At 65.8% G+C, this 15,638-nt stretch carries 15 protein-coding genes and 1 riboswitch; of the genes, 3 read left to right on the forward strand and 12 right to left on the reverse strand.

The window, feature by feature from the left end; genetic code table 11:
- Positions 1-247 precede the first annotated feature (247 nt).
- The 7 genes from trmD to FBY31_RS05025 form a co-directional block, all read right to left on the reverse strand.
- Positions 248-1,060, reverse strand: coding sequence for a tRNA (guanosine(37)-N1)-methyltransferase TrmD (gene trmD, locus FBY31_RS04995; RefSeq protein ID WP_142037645.1), 813 nt, complete (start codon positions 1,058-1,060; stop codon positions 248-250).
- The gene (gene rimM, locus FBY31_RS05000) at positions 1,061-1,606 is read right to left on the reverse strand and encodes a ribosome maturation factor RimM (protein WP_142037648.1); all 546 of its coding nucleotides are present in this window, start codon (positions 1,604-1,606) and stop codon (positions 1,061-1,063) included.
- A 109-nt stretch (positions 1,607-1,715) separates the two neighbouring features.
- The gene (locus FBY31_RS05005; RefSeq protein ID WP_018759999.1) at positions 1,716-1,958 is read right to left on the reverse strand and encodes an RNA-binding protein; all 243 of its coding nucleotides are present in this window, start codon (positions 1,956-1,958) and stop codon (positions 1,716-1,718) included.
- Position 1,959: 1 nt separating this feature from the next.
- The gene (gene rpsP, locus FBY31_RS05010; RefSeq protein ID WP_142037651.1) at positions 1,960-2,376 is read right to left on the reverse strand and encodes a 30S ribosomal protein S16; all 417 of its coding nucleotides are present in this window, start codon (positions 2,374-2,376) and stop codon (positions 1,960-1,962) included.
- A 204-nt stretch (positions 2,377-2,580) separates the two neighbouring features.
- A complete protein-coding gene (locus tag FBY31_RS05015) occupies positions 2,581-3,021 on the reverse strand; it encodes a hypothetical protein (RefSeq protein ID WP_200833438.1) in 441 nt (146 codons plus the stop codon).
- Between the two features lie 113 nt (positions 3,022-3,134).
- Complete coding sequence (locus FBY31_RS05020) at positions 3,135-4,010, reverse strand: VOC family protein (protein ID WP_142037656.1); 876 nt, start codon at positions 4,008-4,010, stop codon at positions 3,135-3,137.
- A gap of 102 nt (positions 4,011-4,112) precedes the next feature.
- The gene (locus tag FBY31_RS05025) at positions 4,113-5,195 is read right to left on the reverse strand and encodes an amidohydrolase family protein (protein WP_142037659.1); all 1,083 of its coding nucleotides are present in this window, start codon (positions 5,193-5,195) and stop codon (positions 4,113-4,115) included.
- A gap of 78 nt (positions 5,196-5,273) precedes the next feature.
- A riboswitch (TPP riboswitch) is annotated at positions 5,274-5,381 on the forward strand.
- On the opposite strand from FBY31_RS05025, the gene thiC reads away from it, so the two are divergent.
- Positions 5,376-7,220, forward strand: coding sequence for a phosphomethylpyrimidine synthase ThiC (gene thiC / locus FBY31_RS05030; protein ID WP_142037662.1), 1,845 nt, complete (start codon positions 5,376-5,378; stop codon positions 7,218-7,220). It overlaps the preceding riboswitch by 6 nt.
- On the opposite strand, the gene FBY31_RS05035 is transcribed toward thiC, so the two are convergent.
- A complete protein-coding gene (locus tag FBY31_RS05035; protein ID WP_142037665.1) occupies positions 7,207-7,941 on the reverse strand; it encodes an alpha/beta fold hydrolase in 735 nt (244 codons plus the stop codon). The two genes, thiC and FBY31_RS05035, sit on opposite strands and share 14 nt — an antisense overlap.
- Before the next feature lie 98 nt (positions 7,942-8,039).
- Positions 8,040-9,626 carry a signal recognition particle protein gene (gene ffh, locus FBY31_RS05040; protein WP_142037667.1) on the reverse strand — a complete coding sequence of 529 codons (1,587 nt, stop codon included), beginning with the start codon at positions 9,624-9,626 and terminating at the stop codon, positions 8,040-8,042.
- Positions 9,627-9,709: 83 nt separating this feature from the next.
- On the opposite strand from ffh, the gene FBY31_RS05045 reads away from it, so the two are divergent.
- Positions 9,710-11,113 carry a glucose-6-phosphate dehydrogenase gene (locus FBY31_RS05045; protein WP_142037670.1) on the forward strand — a complete coding sequence of 468 codons (1,404 nt, stop codon included), beginning with the start codon at positions 9,710-9,712 and terminating at the stop codon, positions 11,111-11,113.
- A 101-nt stretch (positions 11,114-11,214) separates the two neighbouring features.
- Here FBY31_RS05045 and FBY31_RS05050 read toward each other — a convergent pair whose 3' ends face one another.
- Both FBY31_RS05050 and FBY31_RS05055 read right to left on the reverse strand, forming a co-directional pair.
- A complete protein-coding gene (locus FBY31_RS05050) occupies positions 11,215-11,553 on the reverse strand; it encodes a P-II family nitrogen regulator (protein WP_015937412.1) in 339 nt (112 codons plus the stop codon).
- Positions 11,550-12,905, reverse strand: coding sequence for an ammonium transporter (locus FBY31_RS05055; protein WP_142037672.1), 1,356 nt, complete (start codon positions 12,903-12,905; stop codon positions 11,550-11,552). The genes FBY31_RS05050 and FBY31_RS05055 overlap by 4 nt, the downstream gene beginning before the upstream one ends.
- A gap of 225 nt (positions 12,906-13,130) precedes the next feature.
- On the opposite strand from FBY31_RS05055, the gene FBY31_RS05060 reads away from it, so the two are divergent.
- Positions 13,131-14,372: an MFS transporter gene (locus FBY31_RS05060; RefSeq protein ID WP_142037675.1), complete on the forward strand. Its 1,242-nt coding sequence runs from the start codon at positions 13,131-13,133 to the stop codon at positions 14,370-14,372.
- 14 nt (positions 14,373-14,386) lie between these two features.
- On the opposite strand, the gene ftsY is transcribed toward FBY31_RS05060, so the two are convergent.
- A complete protein-coding gene (gene ftsY / locus FBY31_RS05065; protein WP_142037678.1) occupies positions 14,387-15,595 on the reverse strand; it encodes a signal recognition particle-docking protein FtsY in 1,209 nt (402 codons plus the stop codon).
- Between the last annotated feature and the right edge of the window lie 43 nt (positions 15,596-15,638).

Genomic DNA, 15,638 nt, shown 5'->3' on the forward strand with positions numbered 1-15,638 from the left:
TAAACGCCACAGGTCATTCACTTTGGGTCACGGAAGTCAAGCCCGGACGCTGTTGGCGCACCGGAGATTGCTGCCGAAAGTTTAGTGGTCCGGCCACTTCACTGATTGAGGTGGCCGGTTGTCTAAGCTGTTGGTTGCGCTCCCCCTGTGGCAGGTGCGGACCCAGCAGACACAAAGACTAATTTTGCCACAGTCCGCGGCGGACAGCCAATCCCGGAAGCGAGAGGGCGGCGGGGCTGCGGGCCGGTCAGTCCTGCTGTTCGTCCGGTTGGGCAGGGCGGCGCCGCAGGCGGCCGTCGACGACGTCGTACCCCAGGTCCTGCAGCGCGGTGCGGTCGGCACGGGGCAGCTTTCCGGCGTCGAACGTTTCGAGCAGGTCCGGGCGGCGTTCGGCCGTCCGGCGGAACTGTTCGTGCCGGCGCCACTGGGCGATCTTGCCGTGGTTTCCGCTGAGCAGGACTGCCGGCACTTCCCGCTCCCGCCAGGCGGACGGTTTGGTGTAGACGGGGTACTCCAGCAGCCCGTCGGAGTGGGACTCCTCCACCAGCGACTCGGGATTGCCCACCACGCCGGGCAGGAGCCTGCCGATGGCCTCCACCATGGCCAGGACCGCCACCTCGCCGCCGTTCAGGACGTAATCGCCAAGGCTGACAGGCCGGACGGTGAAATGTTCCCGGGCCCATTCGATGACCCGCTCATCGATGCCCTCGTAGCGTCCGCAGGCAAACGCGAGGTGTTCCTGTTCGGCCAATTCGTACGCGAGGGCCTGGGTGAACCGCTCCCCCGCCGGCGAGGGGACGATCAGGACCGGTTTGCCTGCCCCTTCGGGGCGCCCCTCGGCGATCGATGACAGGGCCTGCGCCCAGGGCTCAGCCTTCATCACCATCCCCGCGCCGCCGCCATAAGGGGTGTCATCCACAGTCCGGTGCCTGTCGGTAGTGAAGGCGCGGAGGTCGTGGACGTGCAGGTCCAGCAGCCCGTCCTGGCGGGCCTTGCCGATCAGGGAGAGTTCCAGCGGCGCCAGGTACTCGGGGAAGATACTGACGACGTCGATCCGCATTTAAGCCTTGCTTTCCGGATCGGCGCCGGCATCCTGGTCCGAGTTGAGCTCGAACAGGCCGTCCGGCGGGGTAAGGAGGACGAACCCTTCCTCGATGTTGACCTCGGGCACGATCTGCTCAACGAAAGGAATGAGCACTTCCTCGCCGTTGGGGGTGGTGACTACCAGCAGGTCCTGGACCGGCATGGTGTTGAGCGCGGCAACCTTGCCCACCACCCGGGAACCCACGCGGGCCTCGAGTCCCACCAGTTCGTGCTCGTACCAGCCTTCGTCGTCGTCCTCATCCAGTTCTTCGGTCTCGATGAAGAGCTTGGCGCCGCGCAGGGCTTCCGCTTCATTGCGGGTTTCAATTTCCTCAAAGCCGAGCAGGAGGATGTCCTTGTTCCAGCGGGCGCTGATAACGGTCAGCGGGCCGGCCGAGGCCGGTTCCACCACGAATTCCGTGCCCGGCACAAACCTGTCTTCAGGGGCGTCGGTCAGGACCTGGACCGTTACTTCCCCCCGGATGCCGTGGGGTTTGCCGATTCGTGCCACCTGAAGCTGCATGTGTTCCTCTGTTCCGATGTGTCTGTTCGTCTGGGGTGTTCCGGTGAAAGCACTCCGGCCCCTCCACCAGGGGTGGAGGGGCCGGAGCAAAGCTGATGTTGCCGAGCGCTCAGCGGCGGCGGTCTGTGTCGACGACGTCGACCCTTACCGGTTCGCCGCCGGCCAGGGCAGCCACAACGGTGCGCAGTGCGCGTGCCGTGCGGCCCTGGCGGCCGATCACCCGTCCGAGGTCGTCCTGATGAACCCGCACCTCGAGGGTGTCCCCGCGGCGGTTGTTCTTCGAGCTGACCTTGACGTCATCCGGGGAATCGACGATTCCCCGGACCAGGTGTTCCAGCGCTTCTGCCAGCAATTTACTCAGCCTCGGTGGTCTCTGCTTCGGCCGGTGCCTCGGCTGCGTCAGACTTGGATGCCTTCTTGGTGATGGCTTCCGGGATGATCACGGAACCCTTCTCCGGGGCAACGAAGGCTTCCTTCTGAGTCTTGGTCTTCAGGGTGCCTTCCTGGCCCGGGAGGCCCTTGAACTTCTGCCAGTCACCGGTGATCTTGAGGATCGCGGCAACCTGCTCCGACGGCTGGGCGCCAACGGAGAGCCAGTACTGGGCACGCTCAGAGTTGACCTCGATGTATGAGGGCTCTTCGGTGGGGTGGTACTTGCCGATTTCCTCGATGGCGCGGCCGTCACGCTTGGTGCGTGAGTCTGCGACGACGATGCGGTAGTACGGTGCGCGCATTTTGCCAAAGCGCTTAAGGCGAATCTTTACGGCCACTTTTGTGGTCACTCCTGTTTCAGAAAGGGGGTGAACCCGACGTTCTGCACCCGTGGGGCGGGCCGTACTTGCGGGCTCGAAGGACAGGATCCGGACGCGGAGAGAGGGGCCACGCAGATCGAGTACCTGTTTATTGTGCCAGATGAGCGCCCGGATTTCGACTTGACACGCATCCGGCACCATCCGCAGGAAGCGGGAGCCAGGTCAGGCGGACCAGACGTACAGGCCTGTGCGCTCCGAATCATCGACGGCGGCCGCAAGTTCGGCCAGCTGCTGCACATAGGTCCGCGCCCGCGCTGCATCGAACGGCATGTCGTCCTGGGCGGCCCACTGCTCGGCAACGTCGTCCAGGACGTTGCCTTCCCCCTCGGTTTCATAGGAGATCAGGTCCGCCAGGGCACGGACCATGGCCGGCGGAACGGCCAGCAGCGAATCGCTCGCCACATCCACCATGGTCAGCTCGTAGTCGGCGCCGCCGGCGTGTACGGCTGTACCGGCAAGGTCCCCCAGTTGTTCGACCTCAAAGTCGCTGATTCCCTCGATCCTGACCGCCTGGCCGGCTGGAGCGCTGCTGCCCTGATCCAGCACCCCGGCGCGCTTCAGCGCGCCCGCATGGTCAGCGACAAAGATCTCGGTGAAGCCCATGGGAATTACCCTCATTCCGTCGACGGTCCGGCACATCAGGAGGCAGAATCCGCCACCCCGCCGTTCGGTTTCAGCCTAGTACACGGGCCCCGGCTGTCCGGGCATCGGCAGCCTTAGCGGACCGCGACCCGGATGCTGTTGCGCCAGGGATCCTCAAACCGCAGTTCCGCACCGGTGTGGTGGGCGGGCACCCCGGCGACCTTCAGCCGGTCAGCCAGCGCCCCGACGTCATCCCCGGCCGGAACCTCGATAAGCACCTCGCCAAGGCCCAACGTATCCTTGCGGGGACCGGCGCCGCGGCTGTTCCAGACGTTCATGGCCATGTGGTGGTGGTAGCGCCCGGCCGAGACAAAGAGTGCCTGCCCGTGCCAGCCCGCGGTTTTTTCGAACCCGAGGATGTCTACGTAGAAATCGCGGGCCCGCTGGACGTCGCCCACCTGGAGGTGGACATGGCCCACTCCCGCCACGGTTCCGCGCTGGCGCTCGAGGGACTCCTCGGTGAGGTGCTGCTCCAGGTAGCGCTGCGGCGGCAGGGCCAGGCTGTCCATCACCACGTCCGTACCGTTCCATGACCAGTTGCTCCTTGGGCGGTCCCAGTAGAGCTCAATCCCGTTGCCTTCGGGATCATTGAAGTAGAAGGCCTCGCTGACGAGGTGGTCGGCGCTGCCTGTGAAGGAGCGGGGCTCGAACTGCGCGGCAGTGGCGATGGTGGCGGCGAGGTCGGCCTGGTTCTCAAAAAGCAGGGCCGTGTGGAAGAGCCCCGCCTCTCCCCTGCCCGGGAGGTTCAGTCCGGGGGCGGGTGCAAGGTGGACCAGCGGCTTCTTGAGCCGGCCGAGGTAAAGCCCGCCGTCCTGTTCAGCAACAACCTCAAGGCCAAGGGCACGCTGGTAGTAGTCGGTCATGACCTTCATGTCGCCCACCTTGAGCATCACGGTGCCCATGGTGAGGTCGGCAGGAAGAAGATCCTGGGTGGCGGCTTCTGCAGTCATTGAAAACTCCCGGTGCTGTGGCCCGTCGGGTTGGTGGGCCTGTCACTATTAAAATTACTTGAAGCTTCAATTTATTCCAAGTGGCTTTCGTGACTTTGTGCCTCAGCGCATGATGCGCCCTCCCAGCACCACGTGGGCCAACTGCTGCACCGTTTCGGGAACCTGCCGCGGATCTTCCCTGCACAGTACGACGTCGGCCCGGGCACCTTCGTCGAGCGCTTCGGCGCCCAGCCACTCCCGCGCGCCCCAACACGCCGCGTCGAGGGCGGCGGTGACGGGAAGTCCGGCGTGGTGGAGAGCCAGGATTTCGTCCCCGATCCTTCCGTGCCGGATGACGCTGCCCGCGTCAGTACCGGCGTAGATCGTCGCCCCGGCCTCGAACGCCTCCGCCACCCGCTCCGCACGGCGTTCCCACAGTGCACGCATATGGGCCGCGTACCGGGGGAACTTGTGCTCCGCCTGCGCCGCGATGTCCGGAAAAGTGGCGATGTTGATGAGGGTGGGCACAATGGGAACACCCTGCTCAGCGAACCGCGGAAGGTGCCGGGGCAGCAGTCCGGTGGCATGTTCTATGCAGTCGATATCCGCGTCCAGCATCTGGTCCAGCGTTTCTTCAGCAAAGCAGTGCGCGGTGATCCGGGCGCCTTCGTCGTGCACCGCCTGGACGGCGTCCCTGACGACGGCGGCGGGAAACGACGGCGCCAGGTCACCGGCGCCGCGGTCTATCCAGTCCCCCACGAGCTTGACCCAGCCGTCGCCGTCGCGCGCCTGCTTCCGGACGGCTTCGACCAGCCCGTCGGGTTCCACTTCCTCCGCGAAGCCCCGGAGGTACCGGCGGGTCCTGGCAACATGCCTGCCGGCACGGAGCAGCATCGGGAAATCCCGGCCGCCCTGCATCCAGCGGGTGTCTGCCGGGGAACCCGCGTCCCGGACCAGCAGCGTGCCGGCCGCCAGGTCAGCCCGCGCCTGCCCCTCGGCAACCTCGGCATCCACGGGGCCGCCGGGGCCCAGGCCGATGTGGCAATGGGCATCCACGAAGCCCGGCAGGACCCAGCCGTCCAGCACGCGGTTCGGCCTGTGCTCCGGCCGCGTGAACGTCAACAGCCCGTCAACGGACCACAGGCCCCGCCGCTCACTATGGGGCCCGGTCAGCACCGGGCCGCTGAATTCGATAATCTGCGGCATCCGCGCTCCTCTTCCTCGCCAGTCAGGCTAGCACCGGCAATGTGACGGGGCCCTTCCCGAAGGCTGTGGTAGCTTCGTTCCTGACCACACGGGTGCCCTTGCAGGGGCTGAGATCGGGCTGACGCAGCCTGCGACCGTTGAACCTGTCCGGGTAATGCCGGCGAAGGAAGTGAGTATTCCTTGAGTACATCAAATGCACAGCTTAACCCTGCCCAAAATCAGTCCGGCACGGCGGCGGACGGCCAGGACCAGCCTCCTGTCACGCAGTCGCTGAAATCCCATTCCCTGGCGTTTGTCCAGGACGGGGCGGCCGGAATCCGGGTGCCGGTCACGGAAATAGCGCTGGCGGATTCACCGAATGGGCAGCCCAACGGCCCTTTCCGGGTCTACCGCACCGCCGGGCCGGGCAGTGATCCCGTCCGCGGCCTCACCCCGTTCCGCTCGGAGTGGATCGACGCCCGCGGCGACACGGAAACCTACGGCGGCCGCGGGCGGAATCTGCTCGACGACGGCCGCTCGGCTGTCCGCCGCGGGGCGGCCAGCGCGGAGTGGAAGGGCGCGCGGCCGGTGCCCCGCCGCGCCGTCGACGGTAAGACCGTGACCCAGATGCACTACGCACGGCAGGGTGTTATTACCCCGGAGATGCGGTTTGTGGCGTTGCGGGAAAACTGCGACGTCGAATTGGTCCGCAGTGAAGTAGAAGCCGGCCGGGCCATCATTCCCAACAACATCAACCATCCCGAGTCCGAGCCGATGATCATCGGCAAGGCATTCCTAGTGAAAATCAACGCGAACATCGGCAACTCGGCGGTCACCAGTTCGATTGCCGAGGAAGTAGACAAGCTGCAGTGGGCCACCCAGTGGGGCGCGGATACCGTGATGGACCTGTCCACCGGCGACGACATCCACACCACGAGGGAATGGATCATCCGCAACTCTCCGGTTCCGATCGGAACCGTCCCCATCTACCAGGCCCTCGAGAAGGTCAACGGCGAAGCGAACGCGCTCACCTGGGAGATTTTCCGCGACACCGTTATTGAGCAGTGCGAACAGGGCGTGGACTACATGACCATCCACGCCGGTGTCCTGCTCCGTTACGTTCCCCTGACCGCCAACCGGGTGACCGGGATCGTCTCCCGTGGTGGTTCCATCATGGCCGGCTGGTGCCTGGCGCACCACCAGGAGAACTTCCTCTACACGCACTTTGACGAGCTCTGCGAAATCTTTGCCAGGTACGACGTCGCGTTTTCCTTGGGTGACGGGCTGCGGCCGGGAGCGACGGCGGACGCCAACGATGCGGCGCAGTTCGCCGAACTGGATACGCTGGCCGAGCTGACGCAGCGCGCGTGGGAATACGACGTGCAGGTGATGGTGGAGGGCCCCGGCCATGTTCCGTTCCACCTGGTGAGGGAGAACGTCGAACGCCAGCAGGAGCTGTGCAAGGGCGCCCCGTTCTACACGCTGGGGCCGCTGGTCACCGATGTGGCGCCCGGCTATGACCACATCACGTCGGCCATCGGTGCCACCGAAATCGCCCGCTACGGCACGGCCATGCTGTGCTACGTCACCCCGAAGGAACACCTGGGCCTGCCCAACAAGGACGATGTCAAAACCGGGGTGATCACGTACAAGATCGCAGCCCACGCAGCCGACCTCGCCAAGGGCCACCCCGGTGCGCACGAACGCGATGACGCCCTGTCCAAGGCGCGGTTCGAGTTCCGCTGGCGCGACCAGTTTGCGTTGTCCCTGGACCCGGTGACGGCCGAGGCCTTCCATGACGAGACACTGCCTGCCGAACCGGCCAAGACAGCCCATTTCTGCTCCATGTGCGGTCCCAAGTTCTGCTCCATGCGGATCAGCCAGGATATCCGGGACGAATACGGTTCCGCCGCTTCGCAGGCGGCACTGGCTGAAGCTGCGGCGGGAATGCGCGGAAAGAGCGAGGAATTCCTGGCCGCCGGCGGCAAGGTCTACCTGCCGGAGCTGAGCGTCCCCGCCGGGGGCCAGGGCGTCAGGACGCCCTAGCCGCCTGCACCCTGCTCACGTCCCGGATGAAGGATCGGATGATGCGGTCCCCCTCCGGGGAGTCATGGGGCCGGTGCCCTCCCGCCGCTGTGCGGTGCAGGGCGCCGGTCTCCCGCAGGTACCCCGCAATCTCCTCGTACAGCGGCTCCCATCCCCCGGTGAGGACCAGGGTGGGCACGCCGGGAACAATGTGCAGCGGGGCCTCCCAGGCCGGCGCCTGCAGCCGGAGCCGCCTGGCGGAGCGCTTCTCCTCGGCCGTGGCCGGTTGCTGAAGATCCGTGGCATAGACGCGCCGGACGAACTCCCGCTGGAAATCCTGGTCGCTCATCTGGCGCCGGGCGTCGAACAGGGGCTGCATGAGGCCGATGTGGGCCGCGGTGGCCGGCAGTTCGGCGGTAAGCGACAGGCAGGCCGGCTCCACCAGCGTCAGGGAAAAGACCAGGTCGGGACGTTCAACGGCGGCCATCATGGCTGCAACAGCACCTTGGGAATGTGCCACAACATGCCCGCCGGCGGCGCCCCTGCCGTCATCGGCCAGTGACCGCAGCACAATCCTCGCGTCCTCCTCGAAGGAGGACTCAACGGGCTCGGCCACGGGGTCATAGCCGTGGCGGCGGAGGAACAGTGCGTCGTAGGACAGTGCCATCCCGTGCTGGCGCGGCCAGGCCGCGGAGCCGAAGCTGCCGGCGCCGTGCACGAACACTACCCTCTGCTTGAACATGACCCAACCCTATTCCACGGCACCGACATGTTAAGTCAGTAGCGCCAGGTGTCGTTTTCAGCGGTCAAAACGACACCTGGCGCTACTGAGTTGGACTGTTACTTTCCGAGGAACTTGTCGAAGCCCTTGGGCAGGTTCAGCTGCGAGGGATCGAAGTCGCCCCCCTGCTGGCCGAAAGCGGCACCGGTGGGAAGCGCCTTGGCTGCATTCGCGCGGCGGGCCTCGGCGTCCTTACGCTCCTGGGCAGCCTTGGCCGGGTTACCGGACTTGGCCTTCTTCTTGGGGGCGGCGTTCTTCGCGTTCTTCCGTGCGCCGCCGCCGGCCCCGGGCATACCCGGCATTCCGGGCATGCCGGGCATCCCGCCCTGGGCCATCTTCTTCATCATCTTCTGGGCCTGCGCAAAACGCTCCAGCAGGCCGTTCACCTCGGAAACGTGCACGCCGGAACCACGGGCGATGCGGGCGCGGCGTGAACCGTTGATGATCTTCGGTGCAAGGCGCTCATGCGGCGTCATGGACCGGACGATGGCTTCGACGCGGTCAATTTCCCGCTCGTCGAACTGCTCGAGCTGCTGGCGGATGTTCTGCGCGCCGGGCATCATCATGAGCATTTTCTTCATGGAGCCCATGTTGCGGATCTGCTGCATCTGGGCAAGGAAGTCCTCAAGGGTGAAGTCCTCCTGGTCGGCGAATTTCTTCGCCATCCTGGCAGCTTCGTCCTTGTCCCAGGATTTCTCGGCCTGCTCGATGAGCGTCAGGACGTCACCCATGTCGAGGATGCGGGAGGCCATCCGGTCCGGGTGGAAGAGTTCGAAATCGTCCAGGCCTTCGCCGGTGGACGCAAACATCACGGGCTTGCCGGTGACCGACGCGACCGAGAGGGCGGCACCGCCGCGGGCGTCGCCGTCGAGCTTTGACAGCACGATGCCGGTGAAGTTGACGCCCTCGTCGAAGGCGAGCGCGGTGTTCACCGCGTCCTGGCCAATCATCGAGTCAATAACGAACAGGACTTCATTGGGCACGATGGCGCGGCGGATCTGGCGTGCCTGCTCCATCATGTCCACATCGACGCCGAGTCGGCCGGCGGTGTCCACGATGACGACGTCGTGGAGCTTCTGGCGGGCTTCCTCAACACCGGCGCGGGCAACCTCCACCGGGTCCCCGGCGGGATGCTCCAGTTCGGAGGACGTGGCCCCCGGGTGGGGCGCGAAGACCGGTACTTTGGCCCGCTCGCCCACCACCTGGAGCTGGGTCACAGCGTTGGGGCGCTGCAGGTCACAGGCCACCAGCATGGGGCTGTGGCCCTGGGACTTCAGCCACTTGGACAGCTTGCCGGCGAGGGTGGTTTTACCGGCACCCTGGAGGCCCGCCAGCATGATGATGGTGGGGCCGTTCTTGGCGAGGCGGATCCGGCGGGTTTCGCCGCCCAGGATCTCCACGAGTTCCTCGTTGACGATCTTGACGATCTGCTGGCTCGGGTTCAGTGCCCCCGAAACCTCGGCGCCCAAGGCGCGTTCGCGCACGCGGCTGGTGAATTCACGGACTACAGGAACGGCAACGTCCGCGTCCAGGAGGGCACGGCGGATCTCCCGCACGGTGGCATCAACGTCTGCCTCAGTGAGGCGGCCTTTGCCGCGGAGATTCTTGAAGGTTGCTGTCAACCGGTCAGAGAGTGAATTGAACACGTGCCGTGCACTTCTTTCAGTGGATGATCGTGACTCGACTATCTAGGGTACCAAGCCGGCCCGCAAGGTGGCATGCTGGCGAAATGACGAGCCAAACAACGGTAAAAACCCTGCTCATCCTCGGCGCTTCCGGTGACCTCACCGGCAGGCTGCTCCTGCCGGGCCTCGCACGCCTTGCGGCCAACGGCCGGGCGGGCGGGTTGCGGCTCGTCGGGGCAGGCTCGGATCCCTGGACGCCGGAGCAATGGCGGGACAGGGTGCATCAGTCCTTCGCGGGGGCGGCGGAGTCGGCTGACCCCGCGGGACGAAGCGCCTTGGCGGACCTGGAAAAGGAAACCGTCTACCACCAGCTGGATGTCACCGCCAGCGGCGCCCTGGCCTCGCTGCTGGCCACCCTGGAGGGTCCCACGGCCGTCTATTTCGCGTTGCCGCCGCGTATCAGCCAACTGGCCTGCGAAACCCTCCGGCCGGAGCAGGTTCCGGCTGGCACCCGGCTGGTTATGGAAAAGCCCTTCGGTTCCAGCGAGGAATCCGCCCGTGCGCTGAACCAGACCCTGGTTCGCCTGGTCCCGGAGGACCACATCCACCGGGTGGACCACTTCCTGGGCAAGGCCACGGTGCTGAACATCCTGGGCCTGCGGTTCGCCAACAACTTCCTGGAGCCGGTCTGGAACCGGCATCACGTGGAAAAAGTGGAGATCATTTTCGACGAAGACCTCGCCCTTGAGGGCCGGGCACGCTATTACGACGGCGCAGGCGCACTGCGCGACATGATCCAGAGCCACCTCCTGCAGATTATGGCCCTGATGGCCATGGAGCCGCCGTCGAGCATCATTGAACGGGACCTGCGCGACGCCATTTCGACGGTCCTGCGCGCGGCCAGCGTCGGCGCACCCTTCACGGAGACCACGCACAGGGCGCGTTACACGGCCGGCACCGTGGCAGGAAAGGAAGTCCCGGACTACATCCGGGAGGAGGGCGTGGACGCGTCACGCGAAACCGAAACGCTCGCCCAGATCCAGGTACGAATCGACAACTGGCGCTGGAAGGACGTCCCGTTTATTCTCCGCTCCGGAAAGGCGATGGGGGTGAAGCGCAAGGAAGCCGTGGTGACGTTCCGGCCGGTCCCCCACCTCCCCCGGGGCTTTACCGGGGTGGATTCGCCAAACCAGCTTCGGATCGGCTTCGGGCCGGACACCCTCGAGTTCGACGTCGACGTAAACGGTCCGGGCGAAATCCTCAGCCTGTCCCGGATCTCCCTCGAAGCGGAACTGAGCGCCTCCGAACTCCTGCCCTATGGCGAAGTGCTTGAGGGTGTGCTCGCCGGTGATCCGCTGCTCTCCGTCCGGGGCGACACGGCCGAAGACTGCTGGCGGATCCTTGAGCCGGTGCTGAAGGCATGGCAGCAGGACAGCGTCCCGATGGAGGAGTACGACGCCGGCTCGGCCGGCCCGGCGGGATGGTCCACTACCGCGCGGGCGAAGTAGCGCGCACTACAGGCCAAACAGAAGAGCGGGCAGGAACCTTTCGGTTTCCTGCCCGCTCTTCCCGGCTGCCCGGTTGGCCTGCCCTTTCGCGCTGCGGCCGCCTAGATCGCGGCGACTCCGCGTTCCCCGGTGCGGACCCGGACTGCTTCGAAGACGTCCATGGTCCAGACCTTGCCGTCGCCGGCCCGGCCGGTGTTCGAACTGGCGATGATGACGTCCAGGATGTCATCGGCCTGCTCATCCGTGGCCAGGACTTCCACCCGGATCTTCGGCAGCAGATCCACGTTGTACTCGGCTCCGCGGTAGACCTCGGTGTAGCCGCGCTGCCGGCCATAGCCGCTGGCCGCGCTGACCGTCAGGCCCTGTACGCCGTAGGCTTCCAGTCCTTCCCGGATGGCTTCGAGCTTTTCCGGCCTGACGATTGCGGTGATCAGTTTCATGCCCCCACGCTTTCCTTACCTGTTGCTGATTCTTTCTTCGGCGCTGCGGCTTCGGCAGCCTGCGCGCCGTCCTGCTGGCTCTTGCCAGTGATCATGTCGTGCAGCGGCTGGAAGCTTCCGCCGTGTCCGCTCACCCCGAACTCGTAGGCGGTCTCGGCGTGCAGGCTGAGGTCCACACCCACCGTTTCCTGTTCCTGCGAGACCCTGAAGCCCATGGTCTTGTGGATGGCCAGGGCAATGATGGCCGTCAGGATGGCCGAGTAGGCAATGGCGATTCCGGCCGCTGCGAGCTGCGCCCACAACTGGGTCGCTCCGCCGCCGTAGAACAGGCCGCCGCCCACGCCGTCGGTGGGCAGTGCGATGAAGCCCAGGGCAACGGTGCCGATGATGCCTGAGACAAGGTGGACGCCGACGACGTCCAGCGAGTCATCGAATCCCCAGCGGAACTTCAGTCCCACGGCAAGGGCCGACGCTACACCGGCTACCACGCCGAGGCCGAGGGCACCGACGGGGCTGACATTGGCACAGGCCGGGGTGATCGCCACGAGGCCGGCAACAACGCCGGAGGCTGCGCCCAGCGACGTGGGGTGGCCGTCACGGATACGTTCGGTGACAAGCCAGCCGAGCATGGCTGCTGCGGGGGCTGCGAGGGTGTTGATCCAGATGAGGCCGCCCTGCTCAGCAGTGGTGGCGGCGCCACCGTTGAAGCCGAACCAGCCGAACCAGAGGATGGCTGCGCCGAGCATCACAAACGGGATGTTGTGCGGGCGGTGGTTCGGGTCCTTGCCGAAGCCCTTGCGATTGCCGATGATCAGGACCAGCACCAGGGCCGCGACGCCTGCGTTGATGTGGACCACGGTGCCGCCGGCGAAGTCGATGGCGGGTCCAAGTGCCTGGCCCACTGCGCCCTCGGGGCCGAACAGTCCGCCGCCCCACACCATGTAGGCCAGCGGGCAGTAAACCAGCGTGACCCAGACGGGGACGAACACGGTCCAGGCGCCGAACTTGGCGCGGTCGGCGATGGCGCCGCTTATCAGTGCGACGGTGATGATGGCGAAGGTGGCCGCGTAGCCAACCTTGATCAATCCGTCAGGGGTGTCGATCCCCTCCAGGCCGAAGGTGGCGAAGGGGTTGCCTACAATCTGCAGGAAACCTTCGCCGGAGCTCATGGATGCACCCCAGAGAACCCAGACAACGCCTACCACGCCGATGGAGATGAAGCTCATCATCATCATGTTCAGCGCGGCCTTGGCACGGGTCATGCCGCCGTAGAAAAATGCCAGACCTGGTGTCATGAACAGCACAAGGGCTGCCGCCACCATGATCCAAACGTGACCTGCGGTAAGTTCCATGGTGCACGTCCTCTCTCATCGAATCTTGCGGACTCGTCCGCCTGCCAACGCCTTTTTGCGTCCTGTAAAGAGTTTGTCGTCGGCGTGTTTCGCCCGCGGAGGATTTAGATTGCCGGGCTGTTACAACAACCTCTAGGAAGTAAATGGTGCATATCGCGCTTGTTACGGTTGTGTTTCCCCATTCCCGCCGCCACCCGACCGCCCGACTGCAAGGATTTGCCCACCATGACGCCAGCACGCCCCGGAAGCGGCGCCACTTCAAGGATTTTGGCCCGACTCCGGCCGCATCGCGACCGGCTTCCGCGCGACATCAAGGTGATGCTGGTCGCGGCGTTCCTGATTGCGCTTGGATTCGGGCTTGTTGCGCCCGTATTGCCGCAGTTCGCCACCACTTTCGGGGTGGGCAACACCGAGGCGTCGGTGATTGTTGCCATCTTCGCGTTCATGCGACTGGTGTTTGCCCCTGCCGGCGGAAGCCTGATCGGCAAGCTGGGGGAACGGCCCGTTTATGTGGCTGGGCTCCTGATCGTGGCCGCTTCGACCGCGGCCTGCGCCTTCGCCCAGGACTACTGGCAGTTGCTGCTCTTCCGGGGGCTCGGCGGCGCCGGCTCCGTGATGTTCACTGTGGCGTCGATGGCCCTGGTGGTACGGCTGGCTCCGCCGCAGAGCCGGGGACGGGTTTCGGGTGCATACGCTTCGGCGTTCCTGGTGGGCAATGTGTGCGGTCCGATCGTGGGCGGGCTGCTGGCAGGGCTCGGCCTGCGGGTACCGTTCCTGGCGTACGCCGCGGCGCTGGTTGTTGCCGCGCTGGTGGTGCAGACGCAGCTAAGCCACCAGCGCCGGGGGTCGGCTGAGGCACACCAGCGGGCGCCGGAGATGAAGTTCGGGGAGGCGCTGGGAACAGGGGCTTACCGGGCCGCGTTGACATCCAGTTTCGCCAACGGCTGGGCGACGTTCGGTGTCCGGATGGCCACTGTTCCGCTGCTGGCCGCAGCGGTCTTCGGAGCGGGACCCGAGGCGGCGGGGCTGGCGTTGGCTGTTTTCGCCGCAGGCAACGCCGTGGCGCTGACCTTCTCCGGCCGCCTGGCGGACAGCATGGGGCGCAGGCCCATGATGATCGCGGGATTGCTGGTGGCGGGCACCGCCACTGCAGCCATCGGCTTCGCGGACCAGCTCGCGTGGTTCCTGGCCGCCTCCGCGCTGGCCGGCGTCGGCTCCGGGCTCTTCGGGCCCGCCCAGCAGGCCGCCGTCGCCGATGTTATTGGCTCTGAGCGCTCCGGCGGAAAGGTGCTCGCTGTCTATCAGATGACGTCCGACGTCGGAGCGATCGTTGGGCCTGTCCTGGCCGGTGTGCTGGCGGACCGTTTGGGTTATGGCTGGGCTTTCGGGGTTACGGGCGGCATCATGCTGCTTGCAGCAGGCACGTGGCTCGGTACCAGGGAGACCCTCAAGCCCGCCAAGGCCTGAGGGTCCCGGCCGGACTAGTTCAGCAGGGCGTCCACAAACGCTTCGGCCTCAAAGGGTGCGAGGTCGTCAGCGCCTTCACCCAGTCCGATGAGCTTGACCGGAACGCCAAGGGACCTCTGGATGGCGACGACGATGCCGCCCTTGGCCGTACCGTCCAGCTTGGTGAGGACGATGCCGGTGATGTTGACCACTTCGGCGAACACCCGCGCCTGGTTCAGCCCGTTCTGGCCGGTGGTGGCGTCGAGCACCAGGAGGACCTCGTCCACCTCGGCCAGCTTTTCGACCACGCGCTTAACCTTCCCGAGCTCGTCCATGAGCCCCACCTTGTTCTGTAGCCGGCCGGCGGTGTCGATCATGACCACGTCGACCTCCTGGTCGATGCCGGCCTTGACTGCTTCGTAGGCAACCGAGGCGGGGTCGGCGCCGTCGATGTCCGATTTGACGGTGGGAACGCCCACACGCTGGCCCCAGGTCGCCAGCTGCTCGGCGGCCGCGGCGCGGAACGTGTCAGCGGCGCCCAGGAGGACGTCCTTGTCCTCTGCCACCAGCACGCGGGCAAGCTTGCCAACCGTGGTGGTCTTGCCGACGCCGTTCACGCCGACCACCATCATCACGGCAGGCTTGTCGTCATGGCGCTGAACGTTGAGGGTGCGGTCCATGGTGGGATCAACGAGCTTGATGAGTTCCTCCCGGAGCAGCACTTTGACCTGCTCGGGGGTCCGGGTGCCCAGCACCTTGACGCGCTCACGCAGGGCGTCAACGAGCTGCATGGTGGGTTCGGTGCCAAGGTCCGCCAGGAGGAGGGTTTCCTCCACCTCGTCCCAGACGCTTTCGTCGATCTTGTCGCTGGACAGCAGCGCCAGCAGTCCCTTGCCCATGATGTTGTTGGAGCGGACCAGCCGCTCGCGAAGGCGCATGAGCCGGCCTGCCACAGGCAGCGGCGTCTCCACCGGAATGACTTCCAGGCCCGCCGCATCGTCCGGGACGGTGGTGGTGTCCAGCTCCGTCAGGTCAACGCTGTCGGCAGCAGTGCCATCCGTGGTGGTGGCCGGCCTGTCCTCGACCGCCGTGCTGCCGCCGCGGGGCAGTACGGGATCGTTGGCATCCCGGGTACCCGGGTACTGTTTGATGTTTTTCCGCGTCTTGAGCAGGACCGGAATCAGCCCGCCAATAACCGCCAAGGCAGCAACAATGGACAAAATTATGGGGAGGATGTCATTCACTCCCCTAGCTTCTCACACACGCATGACGCGTGATTGACGCCTG

This window comes from Arthrobacter sp. SLBN-100 (genome assembly GCF_006715305.1).
Lineage (GTDB): Bacteria > Actinomycetota > Actinomycetes > Actinomycetales > Micrococcaceae > Arthrobacter.